Genomic DNA, 16981 nt, shown 5'->3' with positions numbered 1-16981 from the left:
TGGTCACCCTCGCCTGCCTCCGACTCTGGCTCCAAGACTTTCCGGACACCCCCTAGGGCTGGCCCCTCGACCGGACCGCCCCGCCACCCCGGAGGAACCGACGAAATGCGGTTCGCGGGGTGACGGAATGCGCGGAGCTGGGTCACTGTGCCGGCGGCCCCTGCGGTTCGTCCGCGCTCGCGCTGCGGCCGGTTCCCAGTTTGGGAATGCGGGACCTGCTAGGGGGTCTCGGACCGTACTTGGTAACCGAACTCCGGGGGCGAACGGGAGGATCCGGCGGGGTTCTTCGGCGGCAGCTGCTGGCTGCGCTCCCGGGGCATGGGCATGGAAAGAAGGCAGGTGCCGCTCCTCCTGAGATCCCCCAAAGGCATCACGGCGCCGTGCCGAGGCCGCCATAGTGTCAGCGTGATCGGGATCATCATCTCCGCCTCCAGCTCGCTTGTCGCGCTGGGAGCATTGGTAGTGAGCTTTCTGGCTCACCGTCATCAAGTGGCACGCGGCGTGGCTCTGGACGCTCGGGAACGCGCCCTCGAAGCTCGGGAGAAGGAAGCTGACCGGCGTGAGCGCCGCATGCAGGCGTCGATGATCGAAATCCGGCACTCGTCGACTGGGTCACCACTTCACGACGGCTGGGTGACCCACCGCCTGGACATCCTCAACCCCAGCAATCAGCCGGTCACAGACCTCAGTGCAACGTGCTACGGCGAAACGGTGGCTGACGTGTCGGGGTCGCTCAACTCGGGGTCCACACGTTCGTTCCCGCTGCCTCCGCCGGAGAGCGATGTTCCGGCATACATGGTCCTGCAGTACGTCACCGTCTTCTTCACCGATGCTGCGGGAATGCGATGGCGCCGCGGGGGGCCGGAGGCCTTTGGCGTGGCGTCCTGATGCCGGACGGCGAGTGGAGGTGGACGGATCGTGAGGATCCAGTCATCACGCCATCGATGGCGAACGACTTGACCGGCCCTGGAGGCGGGATCCCCGATTGGGCGGTCGCCGCCGATGCCGACACTCCCCGCCAGCGGAGGGCTCTCCTCTTCTGGGGGGTGGTCGCAGCCCTCGTGGCGGTGCTCGCGTTGGTTGCGGTGTTGCTGCTCGGCTGAACTCGGCCCTCGCCATACGGATACGCATAGCGAACGGGCCGGGCGCCCCCTACGGGTTCGCCGGAGCTCGCGCCATGGCGAGTCCCCAGTTTGGGAACGCGGGACCTTCTTGGGGATCTTGGGACGCTCCTGGTAGGTGAACTCGATGGCGAGCACGAGGGCCCGACGCGCCTCCAGCGCGCACAGTTCCCCAACCCGTCCGGCCGGGTGTCGAGAGCGTCACCGAACTCGAACCGCACCCGGGCTGCCACCGCAGGGACGCGCAGGCTGTAGGCGTGCAGCAGGACCGCATCGAAGCGCGGCTGGCACCGAACGCCACCGCTCCCAGTCCATGACCGTGAGCGGACGGGCGGTCAGGTTCACCCAGTGCAGATCCCCATGACCGGCCGCCCGCTCCACCGCGTCCGGTGCTTCAATCACCAGATAGGTGAGGACGAGGCCATCGAGGGCCCCGGGGCGCGGTGTGTCGCGGCTACTGCGGCGCAGGGCCGGCCATGGTCCGCGTCGTGCGCGTTCGCCCGGGGAGCGCGGTGGAAGAGTTGTCCCCGACGACCGGCCGGCCGAGTCGCTGGCGGGACGGCCGATTCTGATCGACGCCCTGAACAGAACAGGAGCCCGCCGTTGTGTCTCTACGCCCAGACTCCCGCACGCCGGAACCGCCAGGTGCTCGTGGACCTGATCGCCGTGGCCCTGATCGTGCTCACGGTGTGGGCGGCATTCTTCGTCCGCGACATGATCATGCTGTTGGCTGAGCCGGGGCGGAAGGTCGAGAGCTCCGGAGACGGCCTCGCCGAGGAACTCGGCAACGCCGGGACGCGGCGTCGGACGTACCGCTCATCGGCGACGTCCTGAAGAAGCCGCTCCAGTCCGCAGCCGACGCCGGTACCGGCTTCGCCGACGCCGGCGCATCGCTCCAGGAGACCGTCACCCAGGTCGCCGACGTGACGACCACGGCTCTCATCGTCATCCTCGTGCTCCTCATCCTGGTTGTGTGGCTTCCCCCGCGCCTGCTCTGGATTCGCCGCCGCATGATCGTCCGTCGTCTCGCCGACGCGCCGGGCGGCGCCGACCTGCTCGCCCTGCGCGCCCTCACCGGCCCGCCGGCCGCCCTCGTCAAGCTGCCCACCCCGCCCGGCGGATTCGCCGGCGCCTGGCGCCGGGGCGACCAGGAGGTCATCGCCGCCCTCGGTGCGGCCGCCTCGCGCACACTGGCCTGCGCCCCTGACGCACGCCTCCCACGGCGAGGGACAGCCGACGGACGGATACACAGGCGGGGAGACCGGGGCGTACGGGCCGCTGGCTCCCTGGCGGTCAGGCCGTCACAAGTTCCTCGGCGACGAAGCTTTCCACGAACTCCCGTGCACGCCGGTCGAGATCGGCGTACTGCCTCTCTCGCTCAGCGCCCGTGACCACTTCGCCGACCAGGAGGTTGCCTCCGGCGTCGACGCGCTGCGGGCGCTCCTCCGCGTCGGTGAGCAGGCCGACGGTCGAATGGGAGAAGCCGCAGTAGTAGGCGATGCCTTCGCTCAGATTGGTCTCGAGGACGGTTTGCATCCCCTCCACGATGGGATCGTCGGCCGTGGCGCCGGCCAGGCCCAGCCACAGCATGCGCTTGCCGGCAAGGCGGGGCTTGCTGCGGCCGTAGGCGAACCCGTAGTTCCATACGCGGTCGATCCAGCCCTTGAGGATGGCGGGCACGCTCTGCCAGTACACCGGGAAGACGGCGACGACGACATCGGCGTCGAGGATACGCTGCATATGGGCCTGCACTTCGTCCGAATACGCCTTTTCCCTGTTGCTCCAGTCCGGCTGGTCCGACTTGTTCATCCGCGGGTCGAACCCCTCGGCGCGCAGGTCGAGCAGGTCGATGCGGTATCCGGCGGCTTCGAGCCGGGCGGCAGCACGGCGGGCCGTGTGCGCGGTGAGGGAATCGGCGCGGTGGTGTGCGACGACCACGAGGGCGGTCCTGGCATGGCTGTCGTGCTGCGTCACGGTGTCTCCCGGCTGGTCTGGGTCGATTCGATGAGTCCAGTACAGCGACGGTGACGTAGATGATCCATAGGAGAAGCGCTCCAGAACATAGGAGATCGTCTACGCTGCTTTCCGTGGATCCTTTGAGTTCCTTACTGAGTGGCATCCGGGCCGAGGGTTCGGTCGTCAGCCACGCCGTACTGACGGCGCCCTGGATCATCCGCTTCGCCGACGACGCACCGCTCATCATGATCAGCGTGCTGCGCGGCGGGGGCACCCTGCTGCTGCCCGACGGCATCGAGCGAGCGGTCGACCCGGGTGATACGGCCATCGTTCGCGGCCCCGCACCGTTTCTTCTCGCGGACCATCCCACCACGGTCCACAGCCCTCATGCCACGTACGAGATCGCCTGCTTTACCACGGACGCCGAGTGCACCGCCCAGGAACTCGGCGGGATCCACTGGGGCACCGACTCTGAGGAGGCGACCGCGCTGATCGTGGGCGCCTACCGCGCCTCGGGCCACCGCCACGAGCGGCTCCTGCGTGCACTGCCGCCCGTCCTGGTGATCAAGGAGGACGTCGAGGTCTGTGCCTGGCTGGAGACGGCCGCCGCCGACGCCGCCCAATTCTCGGCCGGTTCGCAGGCGCTGATGGACCGGCTGCTCGACTGGGCCCTGGTGTGCACGTTGCGCACCTGGTTCGACCAGGCCGGCGCCGACGCGCCCAGCTGGTACCGGGGCCTCGCCGACCCAGTCCTCGCCCCCGCCCTGCAGGCCTTCCACGACCGGCCCGCCGAGGCCTGGACGGTGGCATCGCTGGCCACTCGAGCCGGCGTCTCCCGGGCGCTGTTCGCCAAGCGCTTCACCAAGCTGATGGGCCGCCCGCCCCTCGCCTACCTCACGGAATGCCGCATGGACGAGGCCGAGGCACTTCTGACCGACACCGACCTCAGCATCGCCCGGATCGGAAGGTCCGTCGGCTATGCCGACGCTTTCGGCTTCAGTGCCGCGTTCAAACGACACAAGGGCCTGAGCCCCAGCACGTTCCGCGCCGCAGCAGCCTGAGCTCCGGTCCGGCGACCAGGGGGTGCTCTTCTCACGAGCGTCGCTCTACGTACGGCGTGCCAGGCCGCACACCGCCCGGCACGCTCTGTGCCCGAGGCCGTGGTACGCCCCGAGTACGCCGAAGTCCTCGCCGCCCGCCACGCCTGAGCCCGGGCCGGGGCGCCGCGGACAGCCGGCCCACGGCCGATGACTGCCGCGTACGAGGAACTGGACTCCACTGACCAGGGTCACTAGCGCCTCGTCGCCGAAGGGCTCATTCCCAATACGCCGCCCACCTACCGGCGCCTGTCCTCCCAGCTGGCTCAGGCCCGCCGCGACGGGCCGCTTCCCCGACCTGATCGACACCTTGCGAGAAGTCCACGTCCCTGCGGCCTGGGCCGACGTCACCGCGCTTCTCGCCGACGTCCCCGGATGGTTCGCCCTGGACCACACCGCCGGCCAGAGAGCCGCGCTGTACGTCGCAGCCGAGAAGGACACGCTGCGCCACATGTTCACCGAGTGGCTGAAGTGTTCGCTGCTCGATCCGCGCCGCCAGCGGACTGATGTCCTCCCGCGTCCGCTCATCGAGCTCGGCCCTGGCCTGCTCCCACGCCGTCTGCGCCTCACCCACTGCCTTGGCCCGCTCCACCGAGCGCTGCTCCGCAGCGGCGAGTGAGGCCTGCGCTGTCCCCAGCGCCTGCGCCAGAGCCTCGGGGTCCAGCTCGCTCAGACACAGGGGACAGTCCCCGTCAGGAACCGGCCGACCGCTCAGATCCGCGGTACACGCAGGGCAGGGGGAGACCGGCTGGGGACCGTGATGCCGCTGCTCGGTCAGGAGCTGGACCCGCCGGCGTTCCCGCACCAGGGCGTACTCGGCGTCCACGGCTGCCCGCCGGTACTGCTCCAGGACCTGCTCGAGCTCCTGCACACGGCGCCGGAAGGGATCCGCGTGTGCGGTGGCGGCCCGCATCCGGCCCTTGAACTCCTCAAGTGACCGCAGAGCGTCCCGCTCCTCGCCAAGGGAGCGGGCCAGCTCCGTTTCGAGATCGGCGGCGCTGCCGGTCAAGAACCCGCCGATCGTGCCCGCCCGCCTGCGCAGCTCACCGAGGGTACGGGTCAGCTCGTCCTTGCGGGCTGTCAGCACCCGCATCGGCCCATCGGTCAGCCCCAGCAACAGTTCGACGATGGTCCGGTAGGACTGGGCAGTATTCGCCTTGCCTCTCACCGACTCGCTGCCATCCACCAGGTCCTGGGTGAGGTAGCACATTGCATACAGCTGCTCGAACGTCAGCCGCACCCCGGCTCCCAGAAGTGCCACCGCCGACGGCGGCGCGAACATCTCGGCCAGCCCGAGCAGCTCCAGCAACACCTCGCCCACGATGCGCCGGTTGCTGCCCTCCCGCGCTTCCACGTCGAGGGTCTCCTCGACCTGACCACTGGCCCGTCCAGCAGCTCGATACTCTTCGTGTCTCCCACCAGGGAACGGCGCAGCCCGATCCGCATCCCCTCGATCCACACGAACAGCGTCACCGTCTGTAGACGCTTCTCCGGCACCTCCCGCCAGGCCACCGGCAGGCCGAGCGCGTACTGGATACAGTCGACCAACGTGGTCTTGCCTGTGTCGACCGGCCCGAAGACACACACCAGCTGGTAGGCGAGATCGACCTCGCGCACCCCGCCGACCGAGGTGAGCACGAGCCGCTCACAGAAGAAGTCCCTTGCCATCGCGGTTCCCTCGGATTCTCTGCCACACCGTCGAGATGTCCAACGGGTCACTCGCGCATCGGGAGCCGGGGCACCCCCTCACGCCACCGCATCGGGTGGGCAACACGAACGTTGCCCACCCAATCCAGCGCCCCCGCCCCCCGGTCCTGCGCTGCCGCGCAGACCACCACGCGAGACGAGGGTCCACCCCCTCCACCCGCTGCCGGTATTGGCATACGACCGACAGCATTCACAGCCATCCGGTACAGCAGCGGCCAAGTGGCGCCCTTCTCGGTGTCTGCAACCTTTCCGATTCGCGCGTGTCGGGCCCTCGGCATGGAGGGAGATTTCTTGGAGTACGAGACAAGGCACCGGTCCGGTGCACGACGATGGGGACAGAACGCCGTCCAGCGGGGCGGCGCCCAAAGTCGATTACTGGAGGCATGAGTGCGGTTAGAGGTGCACCTAAAGTCGGGCGCGGGGGAACTGCGCTCGTTGCAGAGCTGGCTTCGTTCGGACCCTGACGTGCGCAGGACGGCTGTGACCGACGTGCGGGGGAGTGCTCCTCGGCCGGGAGAAATGGGCTCCGCGCTGGACGTGCTGCAGTTGGTGACAGGGAACGGGTGGAGTGCGGCGTCGTTCGTGCTGGCTTTGGTGGCGTGGCGGCAGACCCGGCCGCAGCGACCGCGGGTAGAGATCCACCGTGGCGACACGGTCTTTGTCCTCACCGACTGCTCGCCCGATGAGATCGAGCGAGCAACCCGAGCACTGGACCTTGCCGGGGACGAGGAACGCGACACGTGAGCGTGCTGCCCGACCCGGGGGCGTCCCGCGCAGTACTCATCGGTACGAGCCGCTACGACCACCTCGAGCAGCTGCCGGCCGTCTCGAACAACCTGACCGCCCTTGCCGACCTCCTGATCGGCCCGCTGTCCCTGCGGATGTCCACCCCGCACGTGACCGTCGTCGAGAATCCGCCCGACCCGGCCACCGTGATGGATCCACTGCGCCAGGCAGCGGCAGAGGCCACCGACACGCTGATCGTCTACTACGCCGGCCACGGCCTGATCGACCTCCACGACGCCCTCACCCTGGCCCTGCCACACACACAGCCCGGCTGAGTCGAGACCAGCCTTACCTACGACTGGCTGCGCCAGGTCCTCCTGGAGTCCCCAGCTCAGCGGCACATCTCCTCCTCGACTGCTGCTATAGCGGCCTCGCTCTCGGCCGGATGAGCGCATGCCAGGGCCTCGCCGACCAGGCCTCAGTGGAAGGTACTTTCCCTCCTCGCCGCCTCCGCCGAAACGCGCGCTGCCCTGGCCCCGGTCGGCGCCCCTCACACAGCGTTCACAGGAGCCCTTCTGGAAACGCTGCGCCACGGCATCCCCGGCGGCCCGCCCCTGCTCGACCTGGAGACCATCTACCGGCACCTTCGCCTGACCCTGGAAGCCCGGGCGCATCCTGTTCCCCAGGCCAGGAATCGCAACACCGGAGCCCGAGTGGCGCTGGGACGCAACCACGCAGACCTTCCCCCCCCCACACCCGTCACCGCCGAAACCGCCGTAGAGCCGGAGCACCGACTGTGGCCCGACCCGACCTCGATCCGCACGATCACCGGCTTCCTCACGAACCTCGCGGCGGTCAGAGAAATCAGCGGACTGACCCAGCAGGAGGTTAGCCGTTGCTCCGCCGGACGTATCTCCACGGGCACCATCAGCCGACTGACCAACCGCGACACACTCCCCGCCACCTGGAACACCACAGCCGTCTACCTGGCCGCATGCAGTGTCCCCGACGACCAGATCCAGCAATGGCACGGAACCTGGCAGGAACTACGCAACAACGCCCCCGCGCCACACCCCACCCCTTTGGCCACGCCGCAGGGCGACACCGCCGAGCACGGGAATACACGGCGGCGTTTCTTCGCCTTATGGCGCAGCCGCGGTCACGACTGGGGACAGCCGGGCCAGAAGCCCCGGAGGGGCGAGGCTGAGGGCTCTGCCCCGTGTTGCCGGAGTCGCTCCCAAACAGCGTGTTCCACCCAGCGATCGCGAGAAGACCGACTACCACGATTGCGCCGGTGGACGGCTGCTTCCACTGGCTGGTTGACGCCGACGACGGCTGTACGTAGTGCCGTGCCCTCCAGTACCCCTTGCGCTGCTGTGCCACAGCTCCACATCCCCCATCGCGGCAGACGGACAGTCTCACCAGTCTTCTGATAGCGCTCCGTCTTTGTCGCTGAACGGCCAAGCATGTCCGAATCCCGGCGCTCGGTGGGCAGACCACCCGCCGTTCGTCCCGCCGCAGCGACGGGCCGCTCCAGGAGACCCTTGCCGTACTCGCATGAGGACCTGCTCGGGCCCCCTACCCCCATCGCATACCGAGTGCGGTCAGTTCTGCGACGCGCTCGGGTGCGAGCCGTGTCCGACGGGAGCGGCTGTTGGCGATGAACACCCCCAGGGCCTGCTCGTCCCCGCCGACCTTCTCGACATGCCGGTGGGGAACCTCCAGTTGCCCTTCCCGTTCTCGGTACTGGCGGGCAGCAGCCATATTCGCCGCCCACACCTGCGCCCGCGTACGCCGCGGCGCCATCACACCCTGCTCACCCTCACACAGAGGGCCGAGCCCGAGTGTTTCCTCCAGTAGCCATTGCTGCGCCACCTTGAGGCTGTCCCACTGGCGTCGCTGCCGGCTGGCCCACTGTCCCAGGTCCTCTCCCTGGACCACCAGCTGCCCCGAATTCTCGGGGAGCACCTGCCCGCTCTGGACGTGGAGGCGGGCGAGGTGGAAGCACCGCTGCCAGGCAACCGACCATGAGGGGCACCACGACGGGTCGATGTCCTCCAGAGCCCGCCGCCGCGCCGCGCTCAGCCCACCCGCCGCCTCCCCGTCCTCTCCCCACCCGCTCTTGTCCTGCCGGGCGGCCGCTCGCTGGTTCTTCAGCCATACCCCCACCGCGTACCCCTCCCACGTGCCATCGGCCGGCGCCAGCAGGTGCCCGTGCTCGGCAGCCCATCCGCGTGCCGCCGACAGCCCCTCGGCGAACGCGACCTCGGCATGCGACCAAATCATGCCGAGCTCTTCCATCTGTCCCACCCGCTCCCGGCTCAGCCCCCCACGCGCATGGGCACTACGCTGCCGGGCGATCCACACCCCCAGCGCGAACCCGTCCACCGTCCGGTACTCATACGGAACCGCCAGATCACCCCGGTCACTGCGAAACGCCAGCGCGGCCGCCAGACCCCGCCTCCAGAACTGCCTCTCCGGCTGCAACACCCGCAGACTGATGAACGCCGCCAACTGCGCCGGATCCCGCGGCCGGGAGAACGACAACAGCTCAGCAGCCACCGTGCCCACCTCGCCCGGGACCTCCTGTGAGGTTCGGCCGTGATGTCACTGGGGTGTTCGGCTTCGTGTGTCACTGACCTGTAGGCGTGTTGGCGCTGTTCAGGGGTGGTTGGATCGGTCGATCATGGTGACAGTTCCCCGAACATTGCAGTGACGTGGGGCCGTATCAGTCGGTGTCACGTTCCTCGTGTCTCCTTTGCGTTCCTGGTCTTCATGGGGCGTGGGGTCATGGGCCTGCTGCCCTTCAGGGGCACGCAACCGTGATCGACCGGGCTGGACTCTGCGGAAATTGTCGGAGTCGAAGGCCATTATGGGCGCCATGACCGATACAGAGCCCTCGGACCTCGAAGTGGTGGTGGCCTTCTCGCTGGAAGAGCATGCCCTGATCAGCGAACACGCGGCCGAGCTCAACGTTCCCATCGCGACCTACGTCCGGCAGGCCGCCACGCGACAGGCACGCGACGGACGGCTCAAGCGTCAGCTCCTTGGGGAAGCGGCGCGGAAGCAGGGCCCGGCCGCTGAGCCGCCTGTGATCAGTGGCCTGCTCATCGACGACATTCTCGGCAGGGGCGCCACCACGCTCACTCAGGCGGAGAAGGAGGCCCGGACCCGGGAAGCCGCCCGGGAATGCGGGATCGAATACACCCCTGAAGTCCGAGCCCTGGGCAACGCACTGTGGGCGAGGATCGAAGCATTCCAGAACGACACGTCGATGAGACCGACGGGCCGGGAGCGCGACTGAACGGAGCGTTTTTCGAGTTCAGCGAAGGGGCTGGGCGGAGCGTCGGAAGGAATCTGCCACTTCACTTTCTTGGGTAGTGTCCGGCGGTTCTTGGTAGGTGCTGCGGGGGAGCGCGACGCCGGTGGCGCGGAGCCTGGCTGGTGCGGGTTCCCGCGGCGACCCACGAGGCCATTAGCACACGCGTCCATCAAACTGGCGGGAAACGTTGGGCTGTCACCCGTCCGGGTGGGCAGCTGGGCAGGAACCCACACACAGCTCATAGCCTCGCGTCAGGCGCATCCGTCACATGTGCGTCAGGCTGAACTGATGTGTGTCCAGGCGTTGTTGGAGGGTTGTACGTGATCGCCGTGCCGTTATACGCCCGCCCGCTGGAGGGGCGCGGGCACCGGTGACGACGCTGGACGGCGCCTGGCAGGAGGGCTTGGGGCGGCATCGGGACGAACTGCGTCCCGCTGCCGTGGCCCAGCTGCTCCACTTGCGTGGTGCGGGGGAGTTGACGACAGCGCATGTGCGGCTGGTCGCCGAGTCGCTGGATGTGAGCGTGCGGCAGGTGTGGCGCTGGCTGGCCCGCGCCGAGGAGACCGGGAGCACGGAGAAGCCCGAACGCAGCCGGTTCCGGATCACCGAGGAGATCATCGATGTCCTCGCCGACTACCAGGGCAACGTCAAGCGCGCGCACGAGCACCTGGTGCGCGCCGCCCGGGCGGAGGGACGGAAGCCGATCGGTCTGACCACGCTGCACGACGCCATCGCCCGTGACCTCGATCCGGGTTTCATGGCGGGCCTGCGGGAGGGTATTCCGGCTGCACGCGGTTTCGACCCCGCGTTCCGGCGGCCTGCGGTGGCCCGGAACCAGGTGTGGGAGGGCGATCATAAGCAGGCCCCGCTGGTGGTGATGATGCCCGACAAGACCATGTCGAGGGTGTGGGTGACGTGGTTCGAGGACCGTGGCACCGGCTATGTGATGGGCTGGGCGGTCACCGCTGGCAGTGCGCATCGTGGCTCGGTTCTGGCGGCCGTGCGGGCGTCGGTGCTGCGGGAGGATCCTTACGGGCCGGCCGGTGGACTGCCGCACCTGGTACGGGTCGACGGCGGCGCCGATTTCCTGTCCAAGACCGTCCGGCGTGCCTTCGGCCTGCTCGGTGTCCCGGTGCACCGGGTGCGCAGCGCCCGTCACAAGGGCGGTATCGAGCGGCTGAACCGCACCAGCATGACCCGTTTCTTCGCCGACCTGCCCCGCTACACCAAGGCACCCCTGCTCGATCACCGCCGACGTGTCGGTGACACCGATCCGCCGTTGACGTTCGAGGCGTTCGTCAAGCGCCTGGGGGAGTGGGTCACCGAGCACAACACCGAGCACGTGATGAAGCGCACCGGGAAGACGCCGCTTGAGGCGTGGCTGGCCGACCCGACCGAGGTCCGGCCCGAGCCCACCCCGGCCGAGCTACGTGCGTTCATGCTGGAGAGCGACCACCGGCCGAGGAAGATCACCAGTCACGGGGTGGAGTTCGCGGGCCGCTGCTACATGCCGGAGAACGGTGCCGGATGGATCGGGGTCGAGGTGCGGGTGCGGTGGATGCCGCACCACGCCCATGAGATCGACCTGTACACCTTCCGCGGCGACCGTTACCTGGGCCGGGCGTTCCTCAGCGATGAGGCAGGCGAGGAACTGCGCGCCAAGGTCCTTGCCGGCCGCCGGGAGCACAGTGCTGAACTGCGCAGGGCCTTGCAGCGCTCCGGTGAGCGCAGGCGCGACCGTTATCTGCCGGCTACGGAACCCGAACTGCCCGCCTCGGCAACCCGGATGACCAAGGAAGAGGCGCTCGCTGAACTCGCGGGCGCCAGCCGGCGAGCCCCTGCCGCTCCCCGGCGGCGCGAAGAGCCGTACCAGCCCCTGACCCCCGTCCCGGCCGGCTGGGTACGCCCCGGCCAGGCCCCCGCCCCCGCCCATCCGTCTTCGGAGGACGCATGACCACAACCACCGCCACTACTGCCGCGCAGCAGCAGCCGCCTGAGTCGGCGGCGCCGCGCCGCCCGGATCTGCGCCCGCAGTTCTTCCTTGACATTCCGGACTCGGAGCTGGTCGCCACCGACACGCTGCTGCAGATCAAGGACACCGTCGTCGACACCGTCGAATCACGGGCGATGTCGGTGATCTACGGCGACGCGGGGCTGGGGAAGAGCTTTTCCACCCGTGCCACGATCCAGGAGATGAACCCGGATCTGATCCTGCCGCTGGACTTCGCCCGCTCCCGCCCGGGGCCGAAGGACCTGCGCGAGGAGCTGTTCCACCAGATGAACCTCGGCTGCAAGATGCCGGGGACGCCGACCGCGTTCGACAAGCTGCTGCGCGAGACGCTGCCGAGGCGCCCGTATGTGATCGTGTGCGACGAGGCGCAGCAGTACCGGCGGGAGAACTTCGAGTTCCTGCGCAAGCTGTGGGACACCTGCGACCCGAAGCCCGCCATCGTGTTCGTCGGCGGCCGGGAGGCGTACGAGACGCTGGAGAGCGATCCGGCGCTGGCCTCGCGGATCTACATCCGCCTGGAGATCCTGGCGATGACCGAGGAGGAGGTCCTCAAGGCCGTGCCCGACTCGCACCCGGTGTGGCGGGGCGTGGATGAGGCGCTGCTGAAGCGGGTCGACACCCAGTACGCGCTCGGCTCCTTCCGTAAGTGGGTGAGGGTGACCAAGCACGTGCTGAAGGGGATGGAGTTCTTCAAGGCCGACAAGGTCGACGACCGCATCGTGGACTGGTCCCTGAAGCGGTGCTGACCACCCCGCCCCCGTCGCCGGCCGGCTCGGATGCGCCCACCACCCGAGAGCTCTTCACCGCCGGGCAGGACGCTGCCCCACCGGGCCTGCACTTCCTCGCCGTCCCCGGCCTGCGCACCCTGCTCACCCCGGGCATGCTCGCCGTCGGCGATGCGCTGCCCAAGGCCTGCGCCCAGCGGCGATTCCTGTGCGTGCTGGGCGATGCTGGGGTCGGCAAGACCTTCGCAGTCCACGTCGTGGGACGTCGTCTCGGTGAACTGCTGCCGCTGGATTTCCGGGCTCAGCCGACGCCGGCAGATCTGCGCGCCGCCTTCCACCGTGCACTGAAGCTGCGCGGCGAGGCGCCTGCCGATCCCGGGGCCGCCGACACGCTGATCCGCCGTGCCCTCGCGCAGGGGCCGCGGATCGTCGTGGCCGATGACGCCGACCGGCTGTCGGCGTCGTGTTTCGAGTACCTGCGCTTCCTGCACGACGACCTGCCCCAGGGACTGTGCGTGGTGCTGGTCGCCGCACAGCGCGGTGAACGCCGACTGCGTGCCCAGCGGATGCTCGCCACCCGTAGTGCCGGCTGGCTTCACATCCCTGCGCTCACCCGGGACCAGGTCCCGACGGCGGTTCCCGCGTTGCACCCGCTGTGGCACAGCGTCGCGCCCGGCGACCTGCAGGCGCTGGACGCCCGCCTCGCAGGCGGCGCTCTACGCCGTTGGATCGTGCTGACCCATCACACCCAGCGGGCTCTGGCCGCCACCGGAGCGAGCAAGCCCGATGGGGGCCTGCTGCAGGCCGTGGCCGACCGTATCGATGGCGGACGCCGCCCATGACCGCACCCACACTTCCTCCCGCCCCTGTCCCTGCCCCACGGGCCGCTGCACCACCGTCGGCGGCGGCGTGGCCGGTGCGGCTGCTGCTGGACGGCGACGACGATCAGGCGGTGCACCGGGCGGCTTACCAGTGGGCCGATCCCGCCCGCGGGCGGATCACCGTCGATCCCACCCCGCACACCACCAGCCCGGCCTACCTCGCGCTGGACGTGCTGCGCGCCATGGGCCGCGATGGGTTCTCCCGGCCCCAGGCGGAGCGGATGTCCACCGACCCGGCCTGGCGTGCGGTGACCTGCTGGACCCTGGCCACCGACGTGTACGAGGTCATTGTGCTGCGCGCCCACCGCCTCACCACCGAGCGGCTGCGCCGCCTGGCCGCGTGGCGCGCGGACACCGGCATCCGCCTCACCCTCCTCGCCCACACCCCGGAGCATGCCGATGAGCAGCGCCTGCTCGAACACCTCACAGCCGCCCATCTGGTGGACGTGGTGACCGTACGCGGCACGGCCGCCATCCTCGGCGCGATCGGCCCGGCCGCCACCAGCCGCCGGTACGGCCCACCACCGCGTGATCACGCCCATCCGCTGCCCACGGTGCCCCGTAGCGGTGTGGCGGCGTTCCGCGCGGACTGCTGGCGCCGCCAGAACGCGACCGACTTCGCCCACACCGACGGTCAGTACCGCGCCGGCTACGCCGCCGCCCGCACCTGGCTGACCCGCACCCTGCCGCCCCAGCTGGTGGCCACCGAAGAAGCCGACCACCCGGCCGAGCCCACCCCCTTCAGCCTGCAGGAGACCGAGGACGTGCGGCTGTTCCTGGCCCGGCTTACCGTCTCAAGCCCCAGCCCGCAGCACACCGTGGCCCGCGTGCGCGGCGCCCAGGCCGGCTTCCTGTCCCGCTCGGTGCTGCTCAACGTGCCCGACGACCTCACCAGCCGCGCGGGCCCGGGCATCACCACCGTGCCCATCACCCCGCGCACCGTGCACACGATCACCGTGCGCCTGCCCAACCCGCTGCGCGCCGCCGCTATCGCGGCCCTGCTGTTCACCGGCACCGACACCTCGCTGCTGTCGATGACCCAGATCGGATCCGTCGACAGGGACGGCACCACCGTGGCCATCGACCGCGACTCGCGGATCAACATCGGCGAACCTCCCGGACCCCGGCACCTGTACGCCGTCCCGCCCCGCGCCCGCCCCCTCCTGCGCGCCGCGGTGGAATTCCGCCGGCGCACCCCGCGCACCGCTGATAACCACGGCCTGTTCGCGAACTGCTTCGGCACCACACCACGCTTCGAAGCCCTCATCGCCGACGCTGGCCTCCCGATCCCCGCCCTGGCCAACGGCCATTCCGGGGACGACTGGCACACCGCCGCCCGGTGCTGGCACCTGCACACCCCCACGCCACCCGCCCCCGACGTCCTGCCGCGCTTTGGGGAGCTACACCCGTGACCGATCAGACCCCGCCGCCCGGCGACACGTCCGCGGCCGCGTTCGACCTGACGTTCCTGCGCACACGCGCCATGGAGTGCAAGCTCACCGACGAGGACTTGGCCGCGCTGACCGGCATCCCCACCACCGACTTCGACACCCACCTCACCCCGCACACCCTCCCCGCCGGGGCCCTGTTCACCCTCGCCCGCGCGCTGAACACCTCCGCGGAATCCCTCCTGCGCCAGCCCGCACCGGCCCGCCGTCCCGCCCCGGGTGCGGCCACCCACGCCACCGTGCTGCACGCCGCCCTGCTCGAGGCCGACCGCATCCACCCCGACGACCTGGCCTCTGCCCTGGAATGGACCCCGCACCGCCTGAAGCGCGCCGCCACCACCCTGGCCGCACACCTCGAACAGTCCAGCAGTCCGCACCGGCTCATCCACACCGACACCGCCATCCACCTGACGTGCGTGCCCGACCTGCTTGACCCCAAGCAGCGGCAGAACCTGCACAACTCAGGCCACACCGCCGCCTCCCTCGCTCCCGGCGAGGCCGCAGCCCTCACCCGCCTGCTGCACCACACCGCCCGCGGCTTCACCCCCGACCTGCCGGCCGAGCAGATCCCGCGTCTGGCCAACCGGCGCCTGCTCGCCCCTGCTGGCAAACAGCCCACTCCCCACCCGGACGTGTTGTTCGCCCTTGGGCTTGCCGCCCACCCGCTCCTGGACGCCTCCGGCCCCGCCGGCCACCCAGCTTTGGACCACCGTCACGCCGCTGCTGTCGGCGCAGACTCCGCCAGCGGCTCCGCGTCGGCGCCCGCCGCTGCCACACCGGCTCGACCCGGAGCGCGATGATGTCGATGCCGCGCGCGGCCGCCGTGTCCGAGACCACCATCGGCGCGTGGAAGCCCACCTGGTCACCCGGCCACACCAGCCCCGGCCTGTCCCCGCTCACCGTGGTGCACGACCCTCACGACGACCACGCCTTCATGAGCGCCGCGCTGGCCGCCCACACCCCCCAGGCCGGCCGTATCACCGTCCACCCCACCCCGGTGGCGAGCGCTCCCGCCTCCCTGGCCCACGACCTGCTGCGCAGCATGGGCAAACACCTCCCGCTGGCCGGCAGCGAGGACGGCGCCTACTGGAGTGGCAACACCGAGACCGCCTGGCGCGCGGTCGCTGCCTGGCTCCTCGGCTTGCGCATCGGTCATGTCGTCGTCACCCGGGCCCATCGCATCAGCTCCCGCCACTTCGAGTACCTCTTCGCCCTGCGGGAGCTCACCAGTATCCGGCTGACCCTGCTGTGCCACGGCCCCCTCCCGGCCGCCCTGGCCACCGCGCTCGCAGCCCTCCCCCATGAAGCGGTTCACACCCTGGCCGCGGCCCGCCACGCCGTGGCCGCTCCCGCGCCAGCCCCACCACCGTCCGCCGGCCGGTTCGCGTGGTGGGAGACGGACGGGCACCTCCCGCCCGACGAGAGCGAGCCGTGCTTCCTGCTGCCCACCCGCCGTACGCCCGGCCGCGGCGTGATCGAGGCAGCGGCCCGCCGCCTGGGCCGTCCGCTGCTCCCGCTGCCCGCCGCCGGCCGCTTCCCGCCCGAGCCCGACGAGCACACCACCCTCCTCGCACGCCGGCTCCATGCGCGTATCGCCCATCCCGTCCACGCCGCGGCGCTGGCGGTGCGGGTTTTCGCCGCCCAGAGGGACCTCCCGGCCCGAACGGTCCGTGGCCGACAGATGCGGACACCGTCCTGGGCAGTGGACTTGATCGAGGCAGCCCGCCACTTCGGGCAGCTGGAGGGGCGTGCGGACAACACTTCCCTGCCCCTCAGGTCCTTCGACCACGCGGCTGTAACCGAAGCAGCCCACACCTGCGGCCTGCACGAGCACCAGGCACCGGGCGCGAAGCGGCGCTCCGCCGCCCCCACCTCGCGCTCCAAGCGGCCAGCCGTCGCGCGTCCTGACGCGGACGGCACACCAGCACCCGGACGGGCAGCATGAGGCGTGCAGGAACCCAACCAACCGCACAGACCAGGGGAGTAG

The 16981-nt window shown here is 70.0% G+C and carries 16 protein-coding genes; 12 read left to right on the top strand and 4 right to left on the bottom strand.

Annotated features, from left to right (window positions below):
* Positions 1 to 405: 405 nt before the first annotated feature.
* Together AMK26_RS35295 and AMK26_RS38280 are read left to right on the top strand one after the other, a co-directional pair.
* Positions 406 to 888 carry a hypothetical protein gene (locus AMK26_RS35295; protein ID WP_143608717.1) on the top strand — a complete coding sequence of 161 codons (483 nt, stop codon included), beginning with the start codon at positions 406 to 408 and terminating at the stop codon, positions 886 to 888.
* Between the two features lie 884 nt (positions 889 to 1772).
* Positions 1773 to 1955 carry a hypothetical protein gene (locus AMK26_RS38280; RefSeq protein WP_241838238.1) on the top strand — a complete coding sequence of 61 codons (183 nt, stop codon included), beginning with the start codon at positions 1773 to 1775 and terminating at the stop codon, positions 1953 to 1955.
* Between the two features lie 459 nt (positions 1956 to 2414).
* Here AMK26_RS38280 and AMK26_RS35280 read toward each other — a convergent pair whose 3' ends face one another.
* Positions 2415 to 3095, bottom strand: a complete 681-nt coding sequence (locus tag AMK26_RS35280) for an NAD(P)H oxidoreductase (protein WP_073760387.1) — start codon at positions 3093 to 3095, stop codon at positions 2415 to 2417.
* 113 nt (positions 3096 to 3208) lie between these two features.
* Between AMK26_RS35280 and AMK26_RS35275 the strand changes: the two genes are divergently transcribed.
* Complete coding sequence (locus AMK26_RS35275; RefSeq protein ID WP_241838237.1) at positions 3209 to 4138, top strand: AraC family transcriptional regulator; 930 nt, start codon at positions 3209 to 3211, stop codon at positions 4136 to 4138.
* Between the two features lie 253 nt (positions 4139 to 4391).
* Here the strand turns inward: AMK26_RS35275 and AMK26_RS37175 are convergent, their stop codons facing one another.
* Together AMK26_RS37175 and AMK26_RS37505 are read right to left on the bottom strand one after the other, a co-directional pair.
* Positions 4392 to 5486, bottom strand: coding sequence for a hypothetical protein (locus tag AMK26_RS37175; RefSeq protein WP_198944253.1), 1095 nt, complete (start codon positions 5484 to 5486; stop codon positions 4392 to 4394).
* Positions 5405 to 5842, bottom strand: a complete 438-nt coding sequence (locus tag AMK26_RS37505; protein ID WP_073760383.1) for an ATP-binding protein — start codon at positions 5840 to 5842, stop codon at positions 5405 to 5407. The genes AMK26_RS37175 and AMK26_RS37505 overlap by 82 nt, the downstream gene beginning before the upstream one ends.
* A 426-nt stretch (positions 5843 to 6268) precedes the next feature.
* On the opposite strand from AMK26_RS37505, the gene AMK26_RS35260 reads away from it, so the two are divergent.
* Both AMK26_RS35260 and AMK26_RS38275 read left to right on the top strand, forming a co-directional pair.
* A complete protein-coding gene (locus AMK26_RS35260; RefSeq protein ID WP_073760381.1) occupies positions 6269 to 6625 on the top strand; it encodes an effector-associated constant component EACC1 in 357 nt (118 codons plus the stop codon).
* Complete coding sequence (locus AMK26_RS38275) at positions 6622 to 6942, top strand: caspase family protein (RefSeq protein ID WP_073760379.1); 321 nt, start codon at positions 6622 to 6624, stop codon at positions 6940 to 6942. Before AMK26_RS35260 ends, AMK26_RS38275 begins: the two co-directional genes overlap by 4 nt.
* Positions 6943 to 8185: 1243 nt before the next feature.
* On the opposite strand, the gene AMK26_RS35250 is transcribed toward AMK26_RS38275, so the two are convergent.
* Entirely contained in the window at positions 8186 to 9169 is a 984-nt protein-coding gene (locus tag AMK26_RS35250) for a helicase associated domain-containing protein (protein ID WP_241838235.1), read from the bottom strand.
* 319 nt (positions 9170 to 9488) lie between these two features.
* Between AMK26_RS35250 and AMK26_RS35245 the strand changes: the two genes are divergently transcribed.
* The 7 genes from AMK26_RS35245 (at position 9489) to AMK26_RS35215 (ending at position 16939) form a co-directional block, all read left to right on the top strand.
* A complete protein-coding gene (locus AMK26_RS35245) occupies positions 9489 to 9911 on the top strand; it encodes a hypothetical protein (RefSeq protein ID WP_143608715.1) in 423 nt (140 codons plus the stop codon).
* A gap of 388 nt (positions 9912 to 10299) precedes the next feature.
* A complete protein-coding gene (locus tag AMK26_RS35240) occupies positions 10300 to 11883 on the top strand; it encodes a Mu transposase C-terminal domain-containing protein (RefSeq protein WP_241838234.1) in 1584 nt (527 codons plus the stop codon).
* Complete coding sequence (locus AMK26_RS35235) at positions 11880 to 12686, top strand: ATP-binding protein (RefSeq protein ID WP_073760370.1); 807 nt, start codon at positions 11880 to 11882, stop codon at positions 12684 to 12686. The genes AMK26_RS35240 and AMK26_RS35235 overlap by 4 nt, the downstream gene beginning before the upstream one ends.
* Positions 12680 to 13507: an AAA family ATPase gene (locus AMK26_RS35230; protein WP_079278007.1), complete on the top strand. Its 828-nt coding sequence runs from the start codon at positions 12680 to 12682 to the stop codon at positions 13505 to 13507. The genes AMK26_RS35235 and AMK26_RS35230 overlap by 7 nt, the downstream gene beginning before the upstream one ends.
* On the top strand, positions 13504 to 14958 hold the full coding sequence (locus AMK26_RS35225; protein ID WP_073760368.1) for a hypothetical protein: 1455 nt from the start codon (positions 13504 to 13506) through the stop codon (positions 14956 to 14958). The genes AMK26_RS35230 and AMK26_RS35225 overlap by 4 nt, the downstream gene beginning before the upstream one ends.
* Positions 14955 to 15794 carry a hypothetical protein gene (locus AMK26_RS35220; RefSeq protein WP_241838233.1) on the top strand — a complete coding sequence of 280 codons (840 nt, stop codon included), beginning with the start codon at positions 14955 to 14957 and terminating at the stop codon, positions 15792 to 15794. The genes AMK26_RS35225 and AMK26_RS35220 overlap by 4 nt, the downstream gene beginning before the upstream one ends.
* Entirely contained in the window at positions 15791 to 16939 is a 1149-nt protein-coding gene (locus AMK26_RS35215; RefSeq protein ID WP_073760366.1) for a hypothetical protein, read from the top strand. Before AMK26_RS35220 ends, AMK26_RS35215 begins: the two co-directional genes overlap by 4 nt.
* The last annotated feature ends 42 nt before the right edge of the window (positions 16940 to 16981 follow it).

The organism is Streptomyces sp. CB03234 (genome assembly GCF_001905885.1).
Taxonomy (GTDB): Bacteria; Actinomycetota; Actinomycetes; order Streptomycetales; family Streptomycetaceae; genus Streptomyces.
This window is presented reverse-complemented; position numbering and strand designations above follow the sequence as displayed.